The sequence below is a fragment of the Burkholderia sp. MS455 genome, from assembly GCF_016899445.1.
Lineage (GTDB): Bacteria > Pseudomonadota > Gammaproteobacteria > Burkholderiales > Burkholderiaceae > Burkholderia > Burkholderia pyrrocinia_C.
This window is the reverse complement of the sequence record NZ_CP041778.1, coordinates 2,194,149-2,216,751: the sequence shown is the minus strand read 5'-3', so window position 1 is coordinate 2,216,751 and position 22,603 is coordinate 2,194,149. Positions and strand designations below refer to the sequence as shown.

General features: G+C 59.0%; 17 protein-coding genes and 3 pseudogenes. 5 read left to right on the top strand and 15 right to left on the bottom strand.

The window, feature by feature from the left end; all coding sequences use genetic code 11:
* Window positions 1–17: 17 nt before the first annotated feature.
* Window positions 18–1,133, top strand: a complete 1,116-nt coding sequence (locus FPJ27_RS14685; protein ID WP_204421596.1) for a glycosyl hydrolase — start codon at window positions 18–20, stop codon at window positions 1,131–1,133.
* Here the strand turns inward: FPJ27_RS14685 and FPJ27_RS14680 are convergent.
* The 15 genes and pseudogenes from FPJ27_RS14680 to FPJ27_RS36480 all read right to left on the bottom strand — a co-directional run bounded on the left by FPJ27_RS14680 (window position 1,101) and on the right by FPJ27_RS36480 (window position 19,880).
* A complete protein-coding gene (locus FPJ27_RS14680; protein WP_204421595.1) occupies window positions 1,101–2,177 on the bottom strand; it encodes a hypothetical protein in 1,077 nt (358 codons plus the stop codon). The genes FPJ27_RS14685 and FPJ27_RS14680 overlap by 33 nt on opposite strands.
* Window positions 2,167–3,453, bottom strand: a complete 1,287-nt coding sequence (locus FPJ27_RS14675) for a hypothetical protein (RefSeq protein ID WP_204421594.1) — start codon at window positions 3,451–3,453, stop codon at window positions 2,167–2,169. Before FPJ27_RS14675 ends, FPJ27_RS14680 begins: the two co-directional genes overlap by 11 nt.
* Complete coding sequence (locus FPJ27_RS14670; RefSeq protein ID WP_204421593.1) at window positions 3,447–4,592, bottom strand: polysaccharide pyruvyl transferase family protein; 1,146 nt, start codon at window positions 4,590–4,592, stop codon at window positions 3,447–3,449. Before FPJ27_RS14670 ends, FPJ27_RS14675 begins: the two co-directional genes overlap by 7 nt.
* Before the next feature lie 254 nt (window positions 4,593–4,846).
* Window positions 4,847–6,073, bottom strand: a complete 1,227-nt coding sequence (locus FPJ27_RS14665) for a glycosyltransferase (RefSeq protein ID WP_204421592.1) — start codon at window positions 6,071–6,073, stop codon at window positions 4,847–4,849.
* Complete coding sequence (locus FPJ27_RS14660) at window positions 6,070–8,343, bottom strand: polysaccharide biosynthesis tyrosine autokinase (RefSeq protein WP_204421591.1); 2,274 nt, start codon at window positions 8,341–8,343, stop codon at window positions 6,070–6,072. Before FPJ27_RS14660 ends, FPJ27_RS14665 begins: the two co-directional genes overlap by 4 nt.
* Window positions 8,344–8,394: 51 nt before the next feature.
* Window positions 8,395–8,856 (bottom strand): low molecular weight protein-tyrosine-phosphatase, encoded by a 462-nt coding sequence (locus FPJ27_RS14655; RefSeq protein ID WP_239483311.1) that lies wholly within the window; start codon window positions 8,854–8,856, stop codon window positions 8,395–8,397.
* Window positions 8,853–9,962: a polysaccharide biosynthesis/export family protein gene (locus FPJ27_RS14650; RefSeq protein ID WP_239483199.1), complete on the bottom strand. Its 1,110-nt coding sequence runs from the start codon at window positions 9,960–9,962 to the stop codon at window positions 8,853–8,855. The genes FPJ27_RS14655 and FPJ27_RS14650 overlap by 4 nt, the downstream gene beginning before the upstream one ends.
* Window positions 9,963–10,145: 183 nt before the next feature.
* Window positions 10,146–11,504, bottom strand: coding sequence for an undecaprenyl-phosphate glucose phosphotransferase (locus tag FPJ27_RS14645; protein WP_204421588.1), 1,359 nt, complete (start codon window positions 11,502–11,504; stop codon window positions 10,146–10,148).
* Complete coding sequence (locus FPJ27_RS14640) at window positions 11,501–12,442, bottom strand: helix-turn-helix domain-containing protein (RefSeq protein ID WP_204421587.1); 942 nt, start codon at window positions 12,440–12,442, stop codon at window positions 11,501–11,503. Before FPJ27_RS14640 ends, FPJ27_RS14645 begins: the two co-directional genes overlap by 4 nt.
* Before the next feature lie 534 nt (window positions 12,443–12,976).
* Window positions 12,977–13,900, bottom strand: a pseudogene (locus tag FPJ27_RS14635) (IS5/IS1182 family transposase); the annotation flags it as partial.
* A 963-nt stretch (window positions 13,901–14,863) separates the two neighbouring features.
* On the bottom strand, window positions 14,864–15,373 hold the full coding sequence (locus FPJ27_RS14630; RefSeq protein ID WP_204421586.1) for an activator protein: 510 nt from the start codon (window positions 15,371–15,373) through the stop codon (window positions 14,864–14,866).
* Window positions 15,374–16,336: 963 nt separating this feature from the next.
* Entirely contained in the window at window positions 16,337–17,620 is a 1,284-nt protein-coding gene (locus FPJ27_RS14625; protein ID WP_204420906.1) for an IS256 family transposase, read from the bottom strand.
* A gap of 108 nt (window positions 17,621–17,728) precedes the next feature.
* The gene (locus tag FPJ27_RS14620) at window positions 17,729–18,223 is read right to left on the bottom strand and encodes a gamma carbonic anhydrase family protein (protein ID WP_204421585.1); all 495 of its coding nucleotides are present in this window, start codon (window positions 18,221–18,223) and stop codon (window positions 17,729–17,731) included.
* 16 nt (window positions 18,224–18,239) lie between these two features.
* Window positions 18,240–18,908, bottom strand: coding sequence for a 3-keto-5-aminohexanoate cleavage protein (locus FPJ27_RS36485; protein ID WP_239483198.1), 669 nt, complete (start codon window positions 18,906–18,908; stop codon window positions 18,240–18,242).
* 18 nt (window positions 18,909–18,926) lie between these two features.
* Window positions 18,927–19,880, bottom strand: coding sequence for a 3-keto-5-aminohexanoate cleavage protein (locus FPJ27_RS36480; RefSeq protein ID WP_239483197.1), 954 nt, complete (start codon window positions 19,878–19,880; stop codon window positions 18,927–18,929).
* 639 nt (window positions 19,881–20,519) lie between these two features.
* Here FPJ27_RS36480 and FPJ27_RS14610 point away from each other — a divergent pair.
* The 4 genes and pseudogenes from FPJ27_RS14610 to FPJ27_RS14595 all read left to right on the top strand — a co-directional run.
* Window positions 20,520–20,699 (top strand): annotated as a pseudogene (locus FPJ27_RS14610) (IS110 family transposase); the annotation flags it as partial.
* Window positions 20,680–21,429 (top strand): hypothetical protein, encoded by a 750-nt coding sequence (locus FPJ27_RS14605; protein ID WP_239483319.1) that lies wholly within the window; start codon window positions 20,680–20,682, stop codon window positions 21,427–21,429. The pseudogene FPJ27_RS14610 and the gene FPJ27_RS14605, both read left to right, overlap by 20 nt.
* Window positions 21,404–22,194: pseudogene (gene istB, locus FPJ27_RS14600) on the top strand (IS21-like element helper ATPase IstB). The gene FPJ27_RS14605 and the pseudogene istB overlap by 26 nt, the downstream one beginning before the upstream one ends.
* Window positions 22,191–22,409, top strand: a complete 219-nt coding sequence (locus FPJ27_RS14595; protein ID WP_204421584.1) for a hypothetical protein — start codon at window positions 22,191–22,193, stop codon at window positions 22,407–22,409. The pseudogene istB and the gene FPJ27_RS14595 overlap by 4 nt, the downstream one beginning before the upstream one ends.
* Window positions 22,410–22,603: the final 194 nt, after the last annotated feature.

Genomic DNA, 22,603 nt, shown 5'->3' with positions numbered 1-22,603 from the left:
TCCCGGGAGTTAATCTCATGAACTCATATCGTCTATCTCAGCAGGGTGTGCGATCGCTGCTCCTGCGTATCGGTCCCACCTCGTATATTTTAGCACTACTGCGTCGCGCGGTTGTTGCGATACTGATGGCAAGCGTTGCCTTCGCAGCGGTTGCGCAGCGAAATACTGCGCCCCCCCAACTTCTAAGGACGACGGTCGGCGAGTTGCGCGTTGGCGTTCAAGTTAGGATACGCGATTTCACTGCGGCCGATGCTGCTCGTATTCGCGAAACCGGTTTCCAATTCGTCCGATTCGGCGTCTGGACCGACAGTCTTGGGTCGGACGCGTATCGAAGGCAAGTCGAGGCCGCATTCGAGTATGCTCGGTCCGCGAACCTTCGTGTGCTGATGACCGTGCGCCCACTGCGCCCGTTCGGCAAGCTGTCGGTCGATCCGATGCAGCATGGTGACGCGTTGTCGAGCGTTGGTGCTGCGTTTGGGCGCGAAGTTGCTGCGCTCGAACAGGCCCATGCAAGTCAATTGCTCGCAATAGAGCTATTGAACGAGCCGGATCTGACAAAGTACTGGCCGAGCGGTCAGGTGGAAGCCACGCTTGCGCCGTTTATGCTAGCTGCTTGTGCGCAATGGCGAGCGCTCAGCACCTCGGTGCCGATACTTGGGCTGGGCTTTTCGCGACCGCCGCTTAACGGCTCAGTGCCTGATGTGCTGCTCGCCCAGGTGCTGCAGCGCGCTCCAGGGTGCCTAGGGGCCGTGTCGTATCACGCTTATGGGTTGTCCGCCTCGCAAATCACCGCGGTCAGCGAGGACGTGAAAGAACGCTACGGACTGCCGGTGGTCATCACCGAATGGGGAGTACCGTCGATCCCGGCCACTGGCGGCAACACGGGTCAAGCTGAACAGGTAAGCGAATTCCTTAAAGCCTTGCCCAACACAGGGATGCCGATCGTATCGATCTACGAGTGGAAGGATTCGGCGAGCGGGTCAGACCAGACGCAGCGCAACTACGGGCTCGTGACAGTCAGCGGGCTGGCAAAGCCATCGCTCGGCGTAGCCAGTGCTGAGCTGCCGCGTGTCGAGGGCTCGGTCGATCCGGCTTCGCGATCATCGGGTAGTGCCAGGCAGCGCAGGCCCTGAGTCGACCGCCGAGCATGTGGGCCGCATGCGTCGCGCGAGCAGGCACATCGGTAGCAGCGCAACACTCGATAGATGTCGGATGTAGCTACCGAGATCCGGCTCGAACAGCATCGACACAGCGACGTGTCCAAGTACGAGACTCGCGAACACGGCGTCCGGTGAATGATCCGCTGCGACACAGGCGCGTCGCAGCACTTGCAGTGCAGGCCCGATGGCGAGCGTAACGAAAATCTGCATCACGAGCTCTTTCGGGCCAGGGGAAAACAGCGGAGCGAGATTAAGTCGCCCAATCGCATACAGGTAGTCGATGACGAAACCAGAGAATGACGATGGATCTACCGGATTGTAGAAGCTCGTGCGCACACCGAATGGCGACTGGTATACCAGGTAGTCGACCGCCATATCGCGCGGATGGAGCAGTGCGTAGTAGACCCAGTTTGGGAGCAGCGCGAAAGACAGAGTGGTGGCGGCCCAGAGCACAAACCGGCCGCGCGGCGACAGCCGGCGAGACATCACACATGCAAACGCGATCGCCGCGATCAGCGCGAAGTAGCTGCGGATGAAGTACGCGTACGCGCCGTAAAGCGCCAGTATGGCAATTAGTGAGCCGCGCCCGGCGAGTCGACGACCGGCCCACACAACAAGCAACGACATCAGCACCACCAAGGTGTCCTTGCTGGTAACGAACAGATTGAAGAATACGCATGGCAAGGACAACACAAGCGCCGCGGCCATGAGCCGGAAGCTGGTCGCCGATCGCAGCATCGCCCAGATAAAACACACGCCAATTCCTGCGATGAAGGCGTCGACACCGCCGCCGAGCCATCCATACAGCTTGCCGACCGCATCGAACGATGTATCGGCAAAGGTATCGGCACCACTCATCTGCGTCTGGATCTTCTCTGCATCACGGAAGATAAACTCGGGCAGCAGCGCGCCTGCGTTACGGTACAGCACCAAGTAGCCGAACGCGTAGCAGCTTGCAACAAGGCGTACTATGCCACGGCTTAATCGCCAACGATTTCGTGTGCCGTCATAGCGCATCGTGCTTCGCCTCCGATCGCAACGGCACGCACGCGATCCGGCCATTGGCGCCCACACGGATGAGCAGCCAGCCGAATCCCGTTGCGAGCAGCGCGCTGGTCAACAGGTGACCGCATGCGGCGCCCAACGCGCTATGCGCACGGATTGCGTACCATGTGATGGGCAGGCTGCCAGCTCCAAGCAGGGCAGTGGCGAGCGCGAATGTGCGGCCGACCCGCAGGGCGATCGCGGCTGCCCACAGCAGGTCAATTGTGCCGCGCAGCACAAACGATAGCAGCAGGATTGTAAGCAGTGTCGTACCATTCGAGTCGAGCGGCTCATGCGCAAGGCGAAATAGCGGCTCACGGACTAGGAGGATCCCACCCGATAGCAGCAGCGTCAAGCGCAGCGACACGTACAGCGCGCGCCGTAGCGTTGGCGCAAACGTGCGCGATTCAACCGAGGCTGCCTTGGCGAGCGCAGGACCGGCGGTCGACACAATTGCTGCGAACGCGATGGTCTGAATCGCGTTCGCGATTGACCAAGCGAACACGTAGCGGCCGAGCGCGTCGTCGCTGAGGAGCGGCGCGGCGATCAGTCGTTCCGCATACTGCAGACTTGCGAGGAGCGCCGCACCCACATAGAACGACAGGCCGTCGCGCCACAGCCGAAGCGTATCGCGATGTCCGTCGACGCGACGGGGCGCTGGCTCCGAAGCGGTGGCCACAGCGATGAGCGTTTGCCATGCCCAGATGATGACAACACTGTTTATAGAAATCCAGAGCAGCAGCACCGTATCGAGCCTGACGATCACGCCGGACCCAAGTCCGGCCATCGCCAGTGCCGGCCAGACGCCGGAGCGCACGAACAGCATGAGCGATGCGGTGCGAGTGTGGTGCAGCGAGAACACGTAGGTGTTGCACTCAAACGCATAGTGCTCGGCGATTGCGACCGCAACGATCGTGAGCCACGGCGTCGATGCCGATACGTGCGACGCAGCTAAACCGCCTTTGAATCGGACCAGTAACACGACCGAGCCGAGCACCAGATACGCGAGCACATACACGATTGCGATCGTGCGTGCGTCACGGATCGCTTGCCGCGGCGCGGGCAGGGCAAGCCGCCGGTTCAACTCCGCACTGAAGCCGAGACCGAGCACCTTCGATGCAATCACCGAGATCGCGATCGCGAGTCCATAGTCGGCGATCGCCGCGAAACCGAGCATGCGTGCGATCGCAATCGTCAGCGCGAATTTCGCACCGAGCGCGACCACCCGCATCGCGATGCGGATCAGCATGTTGCAGTTCCTGCGGCGTCGCGCAGCGCGGCGATCAGTTCCGCGCGTTTGTATCGTAAAGCATCGGCGCGGTTCGTCGCTGCGGTCCAAAAGCGTGACGCGGCGCTCGGTGCGTACAGGCGGTCGGCAACCGCATCGGCATCGAAGTCGGCCGCGTTGACAACCCAATCGTCGAGTCCTAGGTCCGCGAAGGCGCCGAAGCCCTTGCGCTCGTAGCTCAGGTGGAATGCAGGTACACCTGCCAAAATCGATTCGAGTGCACCATGCAGACGCACCGACACAACGAAGTCAGGCGGATCGTCCGCAAGTATATGGCGTAACGCTGGTAGCGGACGAGCGACGCCGAACTGCCGGTAAAACGCTGTATCGTCGTTGCCGCGCCCTTTACTTTGCACCGCGAGGGAAATCCGGCTGCGAGACGCGATCCGCGCAATCAATCGATCGATTGCGCGGCGATAGTGTGCGCATTGCGCGCGACTCCAGCGCGGTGCTGCGCGTAGAACCAGAGCGACGTGACGCACTGGCGCGTTTGGGGAGATGGCCGGACGCGGGCGCTGCATCCCGAACGCGAGCGCCGCCAGATCCGGTGCGCGACGCGTGTTCGAATTACCGCTCAGCATCGCGAAGGAGCGATCGTCACGCACGAACACAGTCGCGCACTCGCCGAGCAGCGCGGCAACGCGTGCCTGCCACGCGCGTGATGCGATCGGCAAGCCGGCACGCACTGGACCAACGCTTTGCGGCAAATAGACTGTGGGCTTGCCGGATGCTCGTGCGGCGCGCAATTGGAGGAGATGTCCGACCTCAAGCCGCAGCGCTTCGGCGACCGTGAGCGCGCGTAAGTAACCACCGCCGACACCGACGATTAAGTCGGCGTCGGCGAGCACGGCCGAGAGCGTGGCGGGACCGCGCACGGCTGCTGCAAGGCGACCGGCGACGCTACGCTGCGCAAGCACCGGCGCGCCAATCGAGCGATCCGAGCCCGCGAACGAATCCGGATCCGCGGCTACGATGGTCGTGCGCACGTTGGTACCGAATGCTTCACGCAGCAGATCGATGGATAGATCGACGAGCAGTCCGTCGCCGGAATTGCTACGGCTGTAGGCATGCAGTAGGACGACATGGAGAGGGCGTTTCATCCGTTGCTCCGGTAAATTCCCGCGTTTATCGCGAGCAAAAAGGGGACGCTGGTTAGCTGCGTTACCACGTTTGAATGATCGGCGTGATTTTTCATTTGATCCTGCCAGAGAGGGATCGACGGTTTGCTTGACTAGCAAGACCGAGAGGCGAAGAACGTGTGGCTCGACCCGTGGGAATCTTGGATCCGGTGGAATAACAGAACGAGCCGGAAGTTGCTGTGATTTTGTCCATGACCGCGCTTTGGTCGAGGCGGTTAGGAGCCGGTGCCATAGACGGTTTCGTGATAGACGCTTAACGTGCGGCGCACCATTCGTGCGGCACTAAAGCGCTCGATCGCGAGGGCGCAATTGGTGCTCAGACGCGTAAGTGTGTGATGGTCTTCGTGCAACGCACCAATCGCATCGGCGAGCGGCCCAGGGGCGTCGTTGTTTGCGACGACGACGCCGATCCGCTCGGCCATGACCAGTTCCGCAGCACCCGCGACTTGGGTGGTGACGATTGGCAGGCGGGCGGCCATTGCTTCTAAGTAGACGTACGGGAAGCCCTCGTAGCGGCTTGGCAATGCGAGCAGGTCAAAAGCACCGAAGTAGCGGCGCGCATCGGGGAGTTCGCCGAGCAGACGCAGGTTCGGTGGATACGCGGCTTCCGAGCGGGCGGCGGCTTGCGCGAGGTCGCCGCTCCCGATTACTGCGATTTCGATCGCGTCGCCGTAGCGCTGCGCGAGCAGGTCGGACGCTGCCATCAGGCGGTCAAGGCCCTTCTGAAATGAGAAGCGTCCAACGAAGCAGACTGTGAAGCCTTTCGGCGAAAGCCCGAGTGCTTTGCGTGCAGCACTGCGCGGCAGGCGCGCAAAGTCACGAATGCCATTGTGGATAACGGTTGTGAGACCAAGTGGCAGTTTTAGTGCGTATCGCGCATGATACGCTTCGTCGATCGACACGGCGATCAACCGGTCGGTCAGGCACGTGCCGAGCACGCGCTCGATTCCGCCGTAGAGGAGGCGCTGACCGCGCGTGAGCTGCGGGTTCAGCGTGTATAGCGCGTGCGGCGTATATACGTGCCGCCACGACCCTCGGCACGCGCGAGCGAGTGCGCCCGCCTTCGAGCTATGGCTGTGCACAATGTCGGGCGCGATTCGTGAAAGGTGGCGGAACAGGTGCGCATACGCACGGGCGTCGCGCCAGGACACAGCACGCTCCATGGGCAGTCGCACGAACGATGCACAGCGGCCTACGGTCCGCAGGGTCAAGATGTTTGAATCGAAGCGCTCACTTGTCGGCGCGATCAGGTGAAGTTCGACACCCGCTTCGGCAAGCCCCTCAATGAGGTCGGCGAGATGTACGCCGACGCCGCCACCGGCCGCCTCGACAACGAGCGCAACCCGCAGCGGACGTCTCATGCCTGACAAATCGCGGCGGTCGGACGGTATCTGGCGGGGCGATGCGGAGGCGGGATGAGGATCCTTCATCAGAAGTGTCATGATCTTCTCCATCGAGCGGTGGTTTGCAATATGCGCCGGATCCAGTTTGGACGAATTTGCGAGCTGTTGTCGTATCGGGTGTAGCGATAGTCGCCGTACTTGCCGCCGTATCGGCCAAGACGTGGCAGTAGCCCGTTGAGCACGGCGCCTACGGGCGTGACACCGCCATGCCGCATCCGTTTCAGCGCTTCGCGCACATCGCCGACGCGAGTTTGTTCCGCGCGGGCGATCAGCAGCACCGAGTGCGCGTGACGGCCAATCACGATCGCATCTGCGGCAGCGAGCACGGGAGGCGCGTCGATCAGTACATAGTCGTATCGCGCGCGCAGTACGTCGAGCAGCACGCCAAGCTGTTCGCTGAGCAGCAGCACGTCGGGATTCGCTGGCAACGCGCCCGTGGTCAGCAAATCGACGTGCTGTGCCACTTCGCGGCGCAGTACGCTGTCGAGCGACGCCGTACCCGCCAGAACCTCGGCGAGACCAGGCGCTCGCGGTAGCCCGAAGTATTGGTTCAAATAGCCACGCCGTAGATCGGCGTCGATCACAGCGACGCGGTGGCCGCTGCCGCCCAGCACGGCGGCGAGATTGGCGAGCACGAATGACTTGCCGGCACCCGGCTCCGGGCTCGTGACAAGCAAGATCTTGCTGCTCGCGGCCGGCCGCGTGAAGAGCAGAGCGGTGCGTAAACTGCGCAGACTCTCGACCGCAGGATCCGCGGGGACTTCGGTGGCTAGAAGATGTGGGCCGCCCACCATCTCCGTAATGCGGCGATGGAGTCGACGTTGTGCCGGCGCGGAGGGCACGACGGCGTAGACAGTCAGTGGCACGGCACGCTCGAGCTCGTCCGGACCAGTGATGCCGCCAAACAGCAAATCGCGCGCAAACGCGAACGTGATGCCGAGCACGCAGCCAGCAAGCGTCGCGCCGACAATCACAATCAGCTTATTGGGTCGAATTGGTTCGTCCGGGACAACTGGAAAATCTACAACTCGCACGTTGCCGACCTGGCCTGCCTTGACGAGCTGGAGCTGTTGCACGTTATTGAGCAGAGCAGTGTAGAGATCGGTGTGCACACGGACATCGAGCGTCAGGCGCGCAATGTCCTGCTGCAGATTGGGCAGGCGCTTAATCTGGACGTCGACCGTTGCCTGCTCTGCGCGCAGCGCGCCGATCTGACGGTCCAGCGCGATCAGGCTTGGATGACGTGCGTTAAAGCGTGTCGTTAGCTCGTCGCGTTTTTGCTGGAGGAGCAAGAGCTGCGTGCGCGCCTGTGCGCCTTGCTGCAGGCTGAGACGTGCCTCCTCGGGCAGATCGATGGTGCCGTTCTGATTGCGTACTGCGGTGAGGCGTTCTTCGGCTTCCTGTAACTGGTGTTTCATTGTTGGCAACTGCTTCTCGAGGAACGCGAGTGATTGCGCGGCGTCGGCCGATTTTCGTGCGACATTCTGCGCCGCGTATTGGCGACCGATCTCGCCAAGCAGACGCTCGACACGGCCGGGATCGTCGCCCGTCAGTGTCGCAACAACGACGCCCGATTGCTTCACGCGTTCCTGCACCGTCAGCGCGGTCTGCACATCACTGATAGTCTGGCTGCGTGATCGACGCACAAGCGTGAAGCGCGTGCCGGGCGGAGACTGGAAGCCGGCAACATCAAGGACCAATTCGCCATACGTCGACGCGATGGTTACCGGTGTGCCGACGCGACCCTTAATTGGCGTGTCGATGCCGGGGCCGCTCAGCAACCAGGTGCCCAGCGATGGAGTCGTCAGTATGAAGCGTTCGTCCTCCAGTACGACGGGTACATCGAAGCGCGTGACGTCTGCACTTTCTGTACCCCACGCATAGCCGCCGAGGCCAATAAAGGCAGGCGGCGGCACACGGCCGAACACTCGCGCGAGTGGCTCACCGATCAATGGGAAGCGCTTGGGTCGGACGTCGATGAACTGTCGGACGTGATCCACTGAACGCGTGACGACAAACCGCGACGCGACTATCTGTGCCTCGGCGGCAGCAGAGGACTTCACGTCGAAGAGCGCGGATACGTCGGAGACAAAGTTGTTCGCGACGGTACCATCCGGGCTGCTCTCGACCTGAATCATCATGTCGGCTTGGTAGCGGGGCGGCAGCAGCAATGCACCAAGCACACCGAGAATCAGGCCGACAAGCATTGCTGCGATGATCCGGCGACGATGAGCGAGCAGGATGTCCAACGTGCCGACGAGGTCGAGTTCGTTGTAACGGTCGTCAGATGTGGCGTCAGTAGATGACATGGTGATAAAGGAGCGCGTACCGTCCGAGACGGCGAAACGGAAGACTAGTGTTTAGCGATCATTCGCGTGGGTGGCAGATGCATCGATCTGATCACGCCAGTACACAACACAACGTTCGAGATGATCCAGGCACGCCACAAACGCCTCGGGTGGCTCGCCATACGGGTCGGTGACGTCGGGCGGGCCGACGCCCGGTGCCGCAAGATTGAACACGCGACCGCGCGCGAACGGATAGTGCAATTCGAGGTAACGACGTTGGGCGGTTTCCATTACAAGGATCAAGTCGGCTTGCGCACATGTATCTTGGGTCAGCGCCTGGGAGCGGTGCGTGGACAGGTCGAGTCCGCGTGCGCGAGCCACATCGCGTGCGAGCGGCGCCGCAGGCGCGCCGCTCCGCGCGGCGATGCCGGCCGAGCTGAGCCGGACACGCGGTAGTGCGCGTCGCAACAGAGCCTCGGCCAGTGGGCTGCGACAGACGTTCGCATGACATACAACTAGAATCGTGCCGATCACCACCACCCCCCCTTCGCCGCATTTTGGACGTTGTAGGCTGCTGTTGTTCCACCCAGGATCTGTGCTATCACGCGGTTCCAGCGCACGATGCCAGGCGCGTCGACGTAGACGACGTCGTCTGGCCGTAGCTCGATCAGCTGTGCCAGGGCGAACCCCTGAGGGGACTTCGCGTTCAAGTGATACACCTCGGCATCGACCGGACGGCCGCGCGCGAGCGGATCTTTGCTGATATCGCGCAGCTCGCGGATATTCTCGGGAGGACGCACTAGGTAGATCTGCGATGGGTCACTGGTGTCCTGGTTCGGCTGCGCCATGCCGAGCGCTTGCGACAGCGTTAGACGGCCATCTGAGCGGAACTTGACGGCACCGGGCCGCAACACCTCGCCGAGCACGAATGCGTTGAAGTCACTTTGCGGCGGCACACGGAGCACGTCACCGTCGATAAGTGGAATGCGGTTTGCGTTCAAACCGCGCGCAGTATATTCGGGCAGACAGATGCCATAGCGCCGGCCGTCTCGCAGCAGCGTCATTCGGCTAGCATCGCCGGTGCTGAGTACACCATCTGCTTCGTGAAGCGCCTGCGCGAGCGTCATCGGTACGTCAGTGATGGGCTTTACCCCGGGCGTGCGAACCTCACCATTCACGTAAATCTTCTTGCTTCGATACCCGATAACGCGCAGCGAGATTTGCGGATCATGAATGTATGGCTCAAGTGCGGCCTCGAGTTGCTGTTGCGCCTCGATCTCCGTTAGTCCACCTATCCGGAAGCGCTTCACGTACGGAAACTGCAGGATTCCATCGTCACTTACGACATAGCCTGGCAGGCGCTGGCTTGACATGCCTATGCTCTGCGGCTGTGTTCCGCTCGGCGCGCCGATCTCGTAGGTGAGGTTAGGTATAACGAGTTCAGGGTGATCCCAAACAATGATCGAGATGACATCGGCTGGCCCAATCCGGTATAGCTCGCCAGTACCCGCAAGTCCGTCGGACTCGCAGCGTTTGGCGAGCACATTTTCATTGAGCGTATCGATTTGCGCGACACTTGTCGGATCGAGTTCGGTTACGGCGATCGGAGCGCCCGGGAGCGCACTCGCATCGAACTTCATACCGGGCGCGAACATGCAGCCGGACAAGCAGCACAGTATCGACAGAAGAAGGCACCGGCGTGCAGTCCCGGAGATTGAAAACGGCATCGTACAATTCAAACGTAAGTGGGAAAGACGGCCATGCCGGCCGCGCTAGGCTTCCGCCAGGGACGAACAAGGTGGCGGCGATCGGTACCGACTGGGTCAATAGGCGCTGGAGTCACGGTATCCCTTGAGGATCGTCAGAAATACGATCTTCAGGTCAAGCCAGAAAGTCCAGTTGCGGATGTAGTACAGGTCGAGTGCGACGCGATCCGCCATATGCTGGACTTGCCGGGTTTCCCCCCGCAGGCCGTTGACTTGCGCCCAGCCGGTGATGCCTGGCTTGATGCGGTAGCGATACATGTAGTGCCTGACGAGATTCTTGTAGAACTCGTCGTGCTCAATCGCATGCGGGCGCGGTCCGACAATTGACATTTCGCCGCGCAGCACGTTGATGAACTGTGGCAGTTCGTCGAGGCTTGTGCGCCGCAGGAATGCGCCGACCCGTGTGATGCGTGGATCGCACCGTATCGCCTGCGTGATCCGCCCATCCGCTTCGTGATGGACAACCATCGTACGGAATTTGTAGATCGTGAAGGCGACGCCGTCAACACCCATCCTGCGTTGACGGAACAACACGGGGCCGGATGAAGAGAGCTTCACGGCGATCGCGATTGCGGCCAACACCGGCGCGAGCGCGACTAGCGCGAACGAGGCGGTTAGCCGGTCAAAGATATCCTTCTGCACGATCTGTAGACGGTTGACTGGCGAAGTCACGATGTTGATTGCTGGCACGCCAAGCAGATCGACTGCACCGGCGTCGCCGAACGCGAGACGAGCAAGATCGGGGAAGAATCGGATGTTGACGAAATCGTGTTGAAACGTCTCGACGAACCACTCAACCGGCTGTACCTCGCTTGGCCGCCCTACAATCCATACTTCCGGCACCTGCTCGCGGCGCACCGTGGCGACGAACTGGTCGAGTCGCTGAGTAACGGGCACGCCAAGCACATTTGCATTTTGGTGATCGTGCGTGTCGAACACGATCGTTGGCGTAAAGCCCGCGTGCTGGGCGAGCAGGATTCGCTTGACCATCCGGCGGATCTCAGTATCGCCGGCGACGATTGCGACCTTGCGCCCCTGATGGCTAATACTGCGCCGATTGCTCAGCATGATACGAGTCAGCAGCCCGATGATCGACAAGAGGCTCCACAGCACAAACCACCCCCGAGATACCAAGGCGGACTCTCGCGTCAAAAAGACGAGCGTGACGTTGGTCGCCTGGACGGCCGCCCATGCGCAAATCATGTTGAGCAGCGACGCAAATACTGGTTTGCTCCGCCACGAGCGATAAACTCCGAAAAGCGGGAAAATGACCAGTGATAGCGCGACCGCAGAGCCAACCAAGACGGCCTGTAGATCGGTGAAGTCGCCCGCTGAATCGAATCTCATCTGATGGGCGCCCGACGCAGCAAGGAGGATCAAGAAGACGTCGGCGAGTTGAGAAAAGGTGGGCATCATTCGGTTCCCTCCAAGGTAGTGAGCGGGCACACACCGGCGAGACGCCGACGCGCCACGACGCGATACTCAGTGGGTGACATCGAAAAGCGCTGACGGAACAGTTTTGCGAGGCGATCACCGCAACGGAACCCGACGCGTCGTGCGATCTTATCGACCGGCAGGTCCGAATCGGCGAGCAGCGAGCAGGCAAGATCGAGGCGTGCCCGTAGCAAATACTCTGCCGGTGGCAAACCGATTTCCACCTTGAAGTGCCGCACGAAGTTTCGTTCGCTCATCGAGACCATGTGTGCGGCTTCGGGGATCGACAGGCGTTGCGCGCAATCCTCGCGCATCCGGCGTGCGAGCGCCCGAATCGATTCGCTGATCCCAAGTGGCGGCACGTCGATCCATACGTCCGCGTTGTGTGCAGGATGGGCGTCCGCGAGCTGCCGTGCTATACGTGCAGCTAGTCTCGCGTTTGCCGTACGCCGCACTAACGAAATCGCTTGTGAAGTTGCATCAGCACTAGGTGTCGCCGGAAGCGCGAAAAGTGCGAGGCTGTTGTGATTCGTGGCAAGGCGAACGTCCGGGAGAGCAAGTAGGTGTTGCCAATCACTCGCTTCGGCGGCGGCGAGTGCATGCGACGCGCCACTGACTATGAAAAGGATATCGAAGCGTCCGACATGATGTGAGTCAACACGTTCTGTTGAGGTACACATGCCGGAGCGCGACGGTATAGCACCGCCATCTGCCGACAGCCAGTTCAAAAAATACGACTGCGGGGCGGGTGCAAGGAAGCGGTTCGCGAGATCGAAGACCTCAGCCACGTTGCTCACCTCGACGAGCGGAAAATTATCTTGCAATAGGATGCCGATCTGCCAAGTATGACGGGCCCGCGCACGCGTTGCCGAATAACGGGAGCTATCGCCTGGCACGGAAAAATCAGGGGGACTATTCATCGAGGTCGTGTCCGATATCTATATATCTTTCCGAGTGTGAATGTTAAAGCGAATTTGCCATCAAATGTATGATTCGGAGAAAAATGCTATATGTTGGCAGAATAAGGCTAGCCATTTGATGTTTTGAAAAAAACAATCTAATAATTGCATTTAAATGTTTTTGTTTTTATCTTGAACCGATGCCGAGCGCAGAGGTCAGGTTGGCGTTGATGCGGTGCGATAAATCGATACCCCGAGGACAGTGTGTATGCTTGATCGGGCGGCTACACGCAGAGTTGCAGCTAATGCAAATCGACTCGAAGAGGTGAAAATTGGAGCGCGCATTCTTGCACATCGGTTGTTGCACGCATCGCCGGCGTAGGTTTCATTCGCCCATCGGCGACTGATGTGGGAGATTGATCATTGGCGAGAGCGGCGTCCGTGGGCGGTGATGGAGCTGGTTAGAATATAACTTCTATCAGAATTTCCATGACGGAGTTCTACAACTTGCTAAATAGTCGACCCTGAACAATTCGTTTTGTCGTGCAGATAGGCTCACGCCGGCGACAACGTAGCGATTTTGAAGTTGAGCAAAGTGACAAGAATCAGGGTGTAAAATGTAAAAAAAGCCGCAGCTTGCGCAGCATCATCCGCAGATTGTGGCCGGCGCCACACAGCACTGCGTGAATTGCGTCTCCCAGCCCGCCCTCGAGTCAGTTTCGATCGAGCTTGCCGTCGGCCTTCATGTGCCCGATGGCCAGCCCAATCGCGCTTCAACGCCGCATCATCGCCCGCAGGCCGCGCCTGATGCCTCGTCGCAAACCCGGGTGATAGGTCTCACGCCGTCGATGGCGGCACCCTTGTACCCGCGGTCGATGGGCGATCTCCGGTTGGGCGTCGCTCAGGATCGCTGCAGTGTTCCAGTGCTTCAACTCGCGTATGGCCGTCGTACGGGTTGCCTGGCATCGAGCGCGCGCCCGCCACCAACCCTTCCTTGTGCGTCGCCGTGATCGACACCTTCACGCCGCACTCGTACGGTTTTGCGTGCCTTGCCCTTCGCCAGACACTCGACTTCCGGTGCGTGCAGCGCATACAGCTTGTTCTTGATCTTTTGCTTCTGCGACAGAATTCGCTTCGAACTGACCGGTCAGTTCTTCCAGTGCCGAGCGGCTTTCAGACACGACGCCATCGTGTTGCCTTTCGACGTCGCACATCACACGGCCCACGCGCGAACGCAAAGTCCGCAACGCCTTCTTCATCCGCTTGTATTGCTTCACATGCTTGTAGCAGTCGATCTGGCTCGCCAGACGCGGCGCCTCACGGTTGTAGTTCTGCCGCAATTTCAGACCGCGCAGGGGGGGCCGCCTTCACCAGATGCTCCTGGCAGCGCTCACGCAAACGCGAATCGGTCGGATGGACCATCGCCTGCTCTATCACTGTCGTGCCGACGAGCACACGCTCAAGGCTTGAGTTCTTGACGAAGAAGTTCACGCTGCAAAAACCGATAGACGACAAATTGCACTCACGCCGCCGAGAACGACTGATGGCCGTGAAATAGAGGCCTCACGGGTCCGCGCGGGGCTCTGCAAGCGCCCTCGACTCGGCAGGAGTTCCGCAACGCAAGGCATGCTGTTACATTTGGGTTGAGCCGTCGGGTAGCAATCTGCACGCACAAGTCGATGGGGAAAACCACGGCTTGGGTGAACAACTGGTTGCAGCATCCCAGGTAAGTCCACGCATTGGCTATCATCGGATGTCAGTATGATTGGCGTTCGGCGGATCGCTTTTACGCCCAATATGGGGCGCCGTGTCCTATATATTCCGAGACGGTGTTCTCGACCTCATCGCTGCGGCGACAGCGTTCACTTGCTCGGAACGACCCAACCCAAATCAGTCTGGCACTGCGACTTCGCCTATGACCAGAGGTTTGACAGCCGCGCTTCGAAGGTGCGATGTGATCGATAAATATACCCAAAAACGTCTAGCAGGCGAGGGCGATGTCAGCCTCAATTCTCAGTACGTGTCCTGACGCTGTTGCAACCCATTCGGCTATACGGAAAACTGACATTCATTCGGTCAGACTAAGGTGTCGAAATTTACTTCAAGGTTATGCAGCTGGCCGCGAGAAGTCGCTGTCGGTTCGCACTTCATTGCGTCAATCAGCTCTTGAAAAAATTACCTTGTCGAGGAGGCTAGGTGACAAGTTGTCGACTTTAGAATGGGTCCACCGCCGAGTCGAGCCCAAGGCGTTCATCGAACGGTGGTGCCACTTCTACAACAAATGTCGACCGCAAATGTCCATCGCTATCAACCTCTCTACACCGGCTCGTTGACCCTGGCGGGAGTCCGGAGCATCCCCATGCAGCCTCTCTGCCCAATGATAACTGAGTCCAAATTCTGCCTCCGTAGAAGGTTTTTGATCTGGTGGTGCCATCCCGTGCCTCAGGGTGCAATATGCATATACGGGCTGGTGACCAGAGAGCCAGTGATCCCGCAGTCTCCCGAAAGGTTGACATTATTCAGACCGACGCTCGTCTCATTGTCGGAATCGCGAATCTGCGCGGTGATTTTACTAGGGCCACACTGCCCACCGACGAGCGGTACGTTAACGCTAACCATCACATTATCAATCGTCAATTGAGCTGGGCTATCAACTTGACCTGACCATGGGGCATTTGCACTCGCGTTCGCCTTAATTGTTTTGCAAAGCGATGAGCCATTGAAGGTAGCACTGGTGATTAACACTTTTCCACCACCATCAATACTGCCTGTAAATACAATGTTGCAGCTAATGGGAATCCCCGCTTTGCTGACCGTGGCTGGTCCCGTCGCGATAAAGGGCATAGGCATCGCGCTTGGGCCAGGGGGCGTAACGACGACCGCGTGTACGGGGAGAACTGAACATAGTATGCCATAGGTGGCGACGGAGAGACTTCGCTTGATAGTTTTCATGATTTACTGGTCCGCATTATGGATATATGAACGAACAGGATAATTGGTTATTAATGACAAGGGAGCGTCGTTGCTGGTTAATTATTGCGCAATTTAATTCTTGCGCGAGCGAGGAGGAGGGGGAAATTTGATTCTATACAAATATATTTGATTTCGCTTTATGAAAATAAATCGATTTTTCGCAGTACGAATTTATTTCCTTTATTATTTGCACTTTTCGTTCCAAGAATCCCGCCTGCAGACCACCTGCGTTCGCAAGACGCGCTCCTGGTACGCTCGAGCTTGATATAGTTGCATGGCAAACCGACGTTCATTCGGTCAGAGTGTACTGTCAAGCAAAACATCTAGACTAGGTAAAGCGCATCCGGGCGTGCAGCCAAGGCTGTTTGCGCCAATCAAAGAGCAAGCATCCAGTGGTCTCCCGAACGATCCGGGGATTCGCTGACAATTGACGCTGTCTTGGTTTCGCGCACAGAAAAAAGTTGGATAATTTTCTGTGTACGAAGAAAAGCGCCAGCTGGATTCGTTCAATACACGAAGGAATTCAAGACTGAAGCGGTAAGGTTGGTTGAGAGCGACGGCCAGCACACTTGTGTCTAGCCGTCGCATGGTCAACTATCTGGAAGCCGAGGCCACACCAATCGCGCACTGTTTGAGCACGCTCAATACTGCTCCGGCACTGCTTTAGGGGCCTCGCGCAACGTTGGTTGCATAGCCAATACGTATGTATCGTGCATTTCGGTGATCATATCGCGCTTACCGAAGACAAGAGGCGAATCTCGGAGATGTCAAGCTTTTGAGGCATGGCGCCCCTCCCAATCGTACTGCAGTTCGTGGCGTAACCTCATACCTCTCTCCGCATTACATATAGACGCGTCAATTCGACACAATTTATCTCGGTACAGTGGTCGCCGGTGCGCTGAGCTAATGTCAAATGTGGTGTACGACAGTCGAGCAGCATGATCAAGCGGCAAGCGGTTGAGCAGGAGCCGGTGTGCTCTCGGTCACCGGTGTTCCGTCCTTGAAGGGCACGCCGTTCAAGATCTGTTCGATTTTGTCGACACCGCGAATGCGGCGCCATGATTCCTCTGCTGCTTCGATGAGCTTGAAGGCCATGCCGAGGAAGGTCGCGCGCGACAGACAGTTTCGCGTGCGGGTCGTGCGGTGGCGGACCGTCGCGAAGGTCGACTCGATCGGATTCGTCGTGCGCACATGCTGCCAGTGCTCGGCCGGGAAGTCGTAAAACGCGAGCAGCTCGTCGCGATCCTTCGTGACCTTCTCGACAGCTTTCGGATATTTGGCCGTATAGGTCGCGACGAACTGATCGTAGGCGACGATCGCATCGGCGCGCGTCGCGGCGTTCCAGATCTCCGCGAGCGCGGCCTTGGCCTTGCCCTGCTGCGACTTCGGCAACGCGTTGAGCACGTTGCCGATCTTGTGAAACCAGCAGCGCTGGTGCCGCGTCTGCGGGAACACTTCCTCGAGTGCCGCCCACAAGCCCATCGCGCCGTCGCCGACGGCTAGCAGTGGGCCGGCTTGTAGACCGCGAGCCTTCAGATCGAGCAGTAGCTCGACCCACGAATCCTTCGACTCGCGGTAGCCGTCGGCGAGCGCGACGCGTTCCTTGCTGCCGTCTGGCTTCACGCCGATGATCACCAGCAGACATTGCCCGTCGGAATCCTCGCTGCGCGCCCCAGTATGAATGCCGTCGGCCCACCAGTAGACCCAGCGGGCCGCCGACAAGTCCCGATTGTTCCATTGCGCGAATTCGTCCGCCCAGATCGCTTTGAGACGAATGACGGTATTTGCCGACAGGCCTTTCGCCTGGTCGCCGAGCAATACGCTGAGCGCTTCGCTCATGTCGCCGGTCGAGACGCCGCGCAGATACAGCCACGGCAGCGCCGACGACACACGCGGCGACTTGCGCACGTAGGGCGGCACGATCTCCGAGTTGAACTTTACCCCCGAGCCCGAGCGATCGCGGACCTTCGGCACCTGGACCGTTACCGGTCCGATTGCCGTGACAACGTCTCGCTCAGGCAGATAGCCGTTGCGCACGATCGCCCGCCGGCCGTCCAGCGTCTTCACGTTCGAATATTGCTCGAGCAATGCCTTCAATTCCGCCTCGATCGCTTGCTGGATAATCTGCCGCGCGCCTTGCTGGATCAACTCGTCCAGGCCGACGGGCCCCTTGAATTCTGTTTCCGTTGCTTGACTGTCGTTCGCTTCCCGATTACGTTTCGCCATGGTGGTGGATTGGTTGCTGGGTTCGTTACCTTGGAAAGCAACATTCTCCTGCAATCGCCACCGCCTCCCGCCGATTCCGCTCCACACCGCCGTACACCACTTCCGACATTAGCTCCGGTGCGCTGCGTAGAATCGAATGTTCTCCTGCAGCTTTGCTACGTCTTCATCTGACAGAACCCGCGCTATTCTGGCCGGTGCACCGAGAATCAGCGACCGGTCTGGTAATACCTTGCCGGCAGTCACGACTGAGCCGGCCCCCACCAAGCACCCACGTCCGATTATGGCGCCATCGAGCACCACTGCCTGAATGCCGATCAATGAACCCTCTCCGATTGTGCAACCATGCAATACCGCTTGGTGGCCGACCGTGACCATCGCAGCAATCCTTAATGGACGACCGACCTCAGTATGTAGAACGGCCCCGTCCTGAATGTTGCTTCCCCGGCCGACAAAAATCGACTCGGTATTGCCTCGCAGCGTTGCGCCGAACCACACGCTCGAATGTTCCTCGAGTCGGACGTCACCGATCACGGCCGCCGTGTCTGCCACAAATACGCTTTCGTGTATTGTTGGGACATGCTCCCCCAGTTGATAAATGGGCATATCTTTTCTCCCGGTATCAAGCGTACTTTCGTGTTGGCTGAACCGCCAGACCACACGGCATCTCGAACATGTCTCTCACTTGTGCTGCGGTTTTCACCTCGACGCCCCTGGCGAGCAAGTCTTGGCGGAGTTTGCGCACCTGCTCCCAAGTGCCCCGCGCTTTGCGTAGACCTCCTGGAACACAGGCATCAAACACATTCAACCCGTCCTCAAGACCAATCCGCACTCGGTCAAGGCGCAGGCTCAGGGCGAGATCGGCCAGCATGGCATGCAAAGGACCTGGCAGCAGGATGGAGATTTTCGACGAAGGGAAACAGTCCCGGAGTCGGTTGACGACGGGATCGAGTTGTGAGGCTGCGAGTTCAACCGCACGTTGTCGACAATCAGAGTCACCTACCGCCAGACACCGGCCGATTTCCTTTCGAACATCTGGCGCAATCAACGAGTCGTCTTCAAGTTCTCCGCTGATCGGGTCGCGGTGATGCTGATCGACACCTGCTACCAGCATGAACATTACAGGGGTACCTGCGTCCTCAAAGAATTCTCGGTACAAGGTCGTCGCATTGTCGACGATTGTGTGGTTAAAGACTTCCACCTCCGGACGGGTGCCAACGAGTTGAAGATGCTCGAACTGAGCAGCCAGAAAATCCGGCGCATTGTCATAACCTCCCCCGCCATGGAACAATACTGGCGCTGGACTTAACTAGGCCAATTCCGGGGCCTTGCCATTGCCGTAGGGTTTCAAATGAGCGCGCCGCAATTCACTGCGTGCCCCTTCGCGATTGCCTCGTACGCTTGTCGACAAGTTAAGAATTGCCGCCGCATTATTCTCCCTTATCGCAGGCACGATGACATCATACTGGTTCGATACGATCTGATTGCGCTGGGTCCCAACGGTAATCGTACCGAGCCAAGGAATGTAGACATTCGTGCGGTCTGCCAGTTCGCGTGTGTGCAAGTGGACAATGGCAGCTCCTTCCTCAAGTGAACGAAGCGACTCGGCCACAATCGATGTTGTTGTAATCGGCAAATGCGGCGACCGAGCCTTCCCCGGTTGCCAGTATCCGGTGCCACATATTTTCCAGCCGGCGGTCCGCATCTTTTCCAGCACGGAAGGGGATTCTACGCGAATCGCGTCAATCAGTATTGGTGGCAAAAAACTATGGAGTTTTGTGTGCTCCCAAATCAGATCTCCATTATCCGTCGCAATCCAGCCGTATGTGGTTAATTGCAGCACAAGCCGTCGTGCAAGATCGACCGATGAGATTTCATCAAGCCACTCACGTGGTACGACGATCGTTTCAGAAATGGATGGATCGGGAGGGTGCCAAATCTTACCGCGTTGCCGCCATCCAGCAGTTTCGATGGCCGCTCGAGCCGTCGGAGGATCCGACAGCTGCTCAAGCAAATCGTCAGAAACCGGATGGCCATGCCCAAACTGAATCAATAGACCGCCGGGAGACACGAGCTCCCATCCATCGGATTGCAATTTTTCAATGATTTGATCGCCGTCGGACGTATCAAGCAATCGTTGGAGTATGTCTGATTGAATAAAGGTTGGCTCGCACGGGTCAAGCCACTTCGGAACTGCACCGATAGGCGCGGCAGTGATAAACATAGACGTCATTGACGATCCTCCGATAAAAATGATTGCCATTTAACTCGCAATTGCATGAGAGATACTAACAAATTTAAGCCAAATTGCAAGGCAATTGAAATGGAATAGAATGGTAATTTTAATGATTTTTATGAAACGATCCCATCGATCGTGTGACATTGTGAAAATAGTTCGTGAAATAAATAGCCGAGGTATTCAAAAAAATGTCCCATGAGGCTGGTAGGAAGACCGCCCCGAACAATCCTGGAAGGCTTATGCCGAAAGGCTATGAGGCCGAATTGGTGTTGTGGGATATGCGAGGTCCAGGCATGTTGGCGCGTGAATCGTGTAATTCCTGGCGCGGTGAGGATGGGGCCAAAGACGTCGGTGCCAGAGGGGGGGGCTACGCTGGAACCCCAGAAATTTCCGCCATTTCACATTGTGAACATCGATCTGCTTGTTCGCTCAAGTGGCGAGCGAGTAACTCAGTCGGTAAATGCCTGCCCGAACTGCCGTGCCTGCTTGACATCGTAGGTATGCAAGTAAATCGACGTGGTCGAATACAAACGTAAGCAATGAAATGAACGCGTCCCACCCGTGAACGTAGGGGACAGAGTAAGGTGGATCCTCACGGGCCAACGGCATCGATGTGCCCGGATGGAAAACGCACGCATTTCCCGGCAACCGGAGGGCCCACAGATGAATGCTACGCCAGTTGGAAGCGACATTGCGAAAACCGTGTTTCAGGTCCACTACGTTGATCAGGAAACGGGCGAAATCGTGAACAAGCCGATCAAGCGAGCGCAGTTCCTTGAGCACTTCGCGAATCGAGCACGATGCTTGATCGGAATGGAGGCGTATGGTGGTGCTCATCACTGGGTGGTGCCGAACCCAAGCAGCCGACCGGCCTTGCCCCGAGGCTCACGCGACGACGGTGCGCGAGGCGTTTGCCCCGGGGCAGCCGCTGCTGCTGTCGCTGCCCGACAACCCGTATCCCGTCGAAGAGCAACTCGCCGTCAAGGCCGGCAAGACGCCTTACGTGCGCTTCGACCTGAACGATTACACGATCCCACATACCCATGTACGGCGCACGTTGACGGTTCGTGCGGACCTCAACCAGGTGCGAGTGTTCGACGGCGCCGAGATGATCGCCAGCCATCGACGCTGCTACGACCGGGCCGAACAGATTGAAGACCCGCAGCACCTTAAGACGCTTGAGCAGTTCAAGCGCGAAGCCCGGCAACACCGCGGCCTCAACAGCCTGACCCGAGCGGTACCCGCCTGCGAGCTCTTGCTGATTCGCGCAGCCGAACGTGGCGCAAGCGTCGGCGGGCTAACGACCTCGCTACTGCGCTTGCTTGACCGATATGGTGCGGCTGAGTTGCAGGCTGCCGTCGAAGACGCTCTACGGGCGGGGTCTCCCCATACGAACACCGTGCGTGCCGCGCTAGAGCGCCGCCGCACCGCGCGCGGCGCACCGCCCCCCATTGCCATGAATCTGCCGGAGCACGTGCAGCGCAAGGATACGCCCATGCAACCTCATCGACTCGACACCTACGATCAACTGACTGGGGAGGAAAAGGATGGCGTCAACCCCGAACAACAATGAGATGCTGCGTTTGCGCGCCAAGGCATTGCGTCTGAACGGCCTCGTCGAACACTGGCTCAAGGTGGTCGGCTCCGCATGGCTCGCGCCGCTGCTCCAATGGGAAGAGGATGAGCGCACGCACCGTTCGCTGCAGCGACGTATCCGTGCCGCGAAGCTTGGCAAGTTTAAGATCCTGCCCGACTTCGACCGGGACTGGCCCAAGCGAATCGATCATGTGGCCGTCGAGGAACTGATGTCGCTCTCGTTCCTCGAAGACACGACCAACGTCGTGTTCATCGGCCCGAACGGCGTCGGCAAGTCAACGCTCGCGCAGAACGTGGCGCACCAAGCGCTCATCCAAGGGCGCACAGTGTTGTTCAAGTCGGCCAGCGAAATGCTCGGCGAACTTGCGGCACTGGACAGCGACTGGGCGTTACGTCGACGCTTGCAGCACTATGCCACGCCGGACATCCTGGTGATTAACGAGGTCGGCTATCTCTCATACTCGAACCGCCACGCCGACCTGCTGTTCGAGCTCGTCAGCCGTCGATACGAAAAGCGCTCGACCATCGTGACGATACCAACAAGCCGTTCAAGGAGTGGTCGGACGTGTTCCCGAACGCGGCCTGTGTGGTGTCGTTGGTGGACCGCCTCGTCCATCGCGCCGAGGTGATCTCGATCGAGAGCGAGTCGTACCGGCTCAAGGAAGCGCGCGAGCGCAACGAGGCACGGGCCCGGCAGCGTAAAACCCGCAGGCCCGCGGCGCAGAAGGTGGCAACATCATGAGTCCCACACCGCTGTTGCCATCGGGGCGCCGGCGCGGTCTACCGTTCGTCGTGCCTGACGACTGGACGCCTGAGCAGGCGCTGGCCGTGTTCAAGCTGCTTGATGATCTGCTCACGACGATTACCGACTTCTACGGCGATCAGCTCCACGAACAGTTGCGCGAACTGCGCGCGTCACGAAACGTTCGTACGCGAAAACGCGATCCGCCGTTCTGAACGGCGCCGAGCGCATCACATCGAAGGGGCCCTCGCGGCCTCTTCGTACTTGAGCAAATTACTCGACATTGCGCCGCCGTTTAAGCGCGGTTCTAGACCGCCATCAACACCCCCCGGTTCCAATGGCGCCATTAAGCCGATCATCCCCGGCTCCTTTACGCCGATCCGCAACAAGCGGAGCCAAGTCGAGCGCT

What these genes read in the sequence shown, in the direction of transcription:
- FPJ27_RS14685 (WP_204421596.1), top strand. Translation starts at nt 18, where the DNA reads ATGAACTCATATCGTCTATCTCAGCAGGGTGTGCGATCGCTGCTCCTG.
- FPJ27_RS14680 (WP_204421595.1), bottom strand. Translation starts at nt 2,177, where the DNA reads ATGCGCTATGACGGCACACGAAATCGTTGGCGATTAAGCCGTGGCATA.
- FPJ27_RS14675 (WP_204421594.1), bottom strand. Translation starts at nt 3,453, where the DNA reads ATGCTGATCCGCATCGCGATGCGGGTGGTCGCGCTCGGTGCGAAATTC.
- FPJ27_RS14670 (WP_204421593.1), bottom strand. Translation starts at nt 4,592, where the DNA reads ATGAAACGCCCTCTCCATGTCGTCCTACTGCATGCCTACAGCCGTAGC.
- FPJ27_RS14665 (WP_204421592.1), bottom strand. Translation starts at nt 6,073, where the DNA reads ATGACACTTCTGATGAAGGATCCTCATCCCGCCTCCGCATCGCCCCGC.
- FPJ27_RS14660 (WP_204421591.1), bottom strand. Translation starts at nt 8,343, where the DNA reads ATGTCATCTACTGACGCCACATCTGACGACCGTTACAACGAACTCGAC.
- FPJ27_RS14650 (WP_239483199.1), bottom strand. Translation starts at nt 9,962, where the DNA reads ATGAAGTTCGATGCGAGTGCGCTCCCGGGCGCTCCGATCGCCGTAACC.
- FPJ27_RS14645 (WP_204421588.1), bottom strand. Translation starts at nt 11,504, where the DNA reads ATGATGCCCACCTTTTCTCAACTCGCCGACGTCTTCTTGATCCTCCTT.
- FPJ27_RS14640 (WP_204421587.1), bottom strand. Translation starts at nt 12,442, where the DNA reads ATGAATAGTCCCCCTGATTTTTCCGTGCCAGGCGATAGCTCCCGTTAT.
- FPJ27_RS14630 (WP_204421586.1), bottom strand. Translation starts at nt 15,373, where the DNA reads ATGAAAACTATCAAGCGAAGTCTCTCCGTCGCCACCTATGGCATACTA.
- FPJ27_RS14625 (WP_204420906.1), bottom strand. Translation starts at nt 17,620, where the DNA reads ATGGCGAAACGTAATCGGGAAGCGAACGACAGTCAAGCAACGGAAACA.
- FPJ27_RS14620 (WP_204421585.1), bottom strand. Translation starts at nt 18,223, where the DNA reads ATGCCCATTTATCAACTGGGGGAGCATGTCCCAACAATACACGAAAGC.
- FPJ27_RS36480 (WP_239483197.1), bottom strand. Translation starts at nt 19,880, where the DNA reads ATGGCAATCATTTTTATCGGAGGATCGTCAATGACGTCTATGTTTATC.
- FPJ27_RS14605 (WP_239483319.1), top strand. Translation starts at nt 20,680, where the DNA reads ATGGTGGTGCTCATCACTGGGTGGTGCCGAACCCAAGCAGCCGACCGG.
- FPJ27_RS14595 (WP_204421584.1), top strand. Translation starts at nt 22,191, where the DNA reads ATGAGTCCCACACCGCTGTTGCCATCGGGGCGCCGGCGCGGTCTACCG.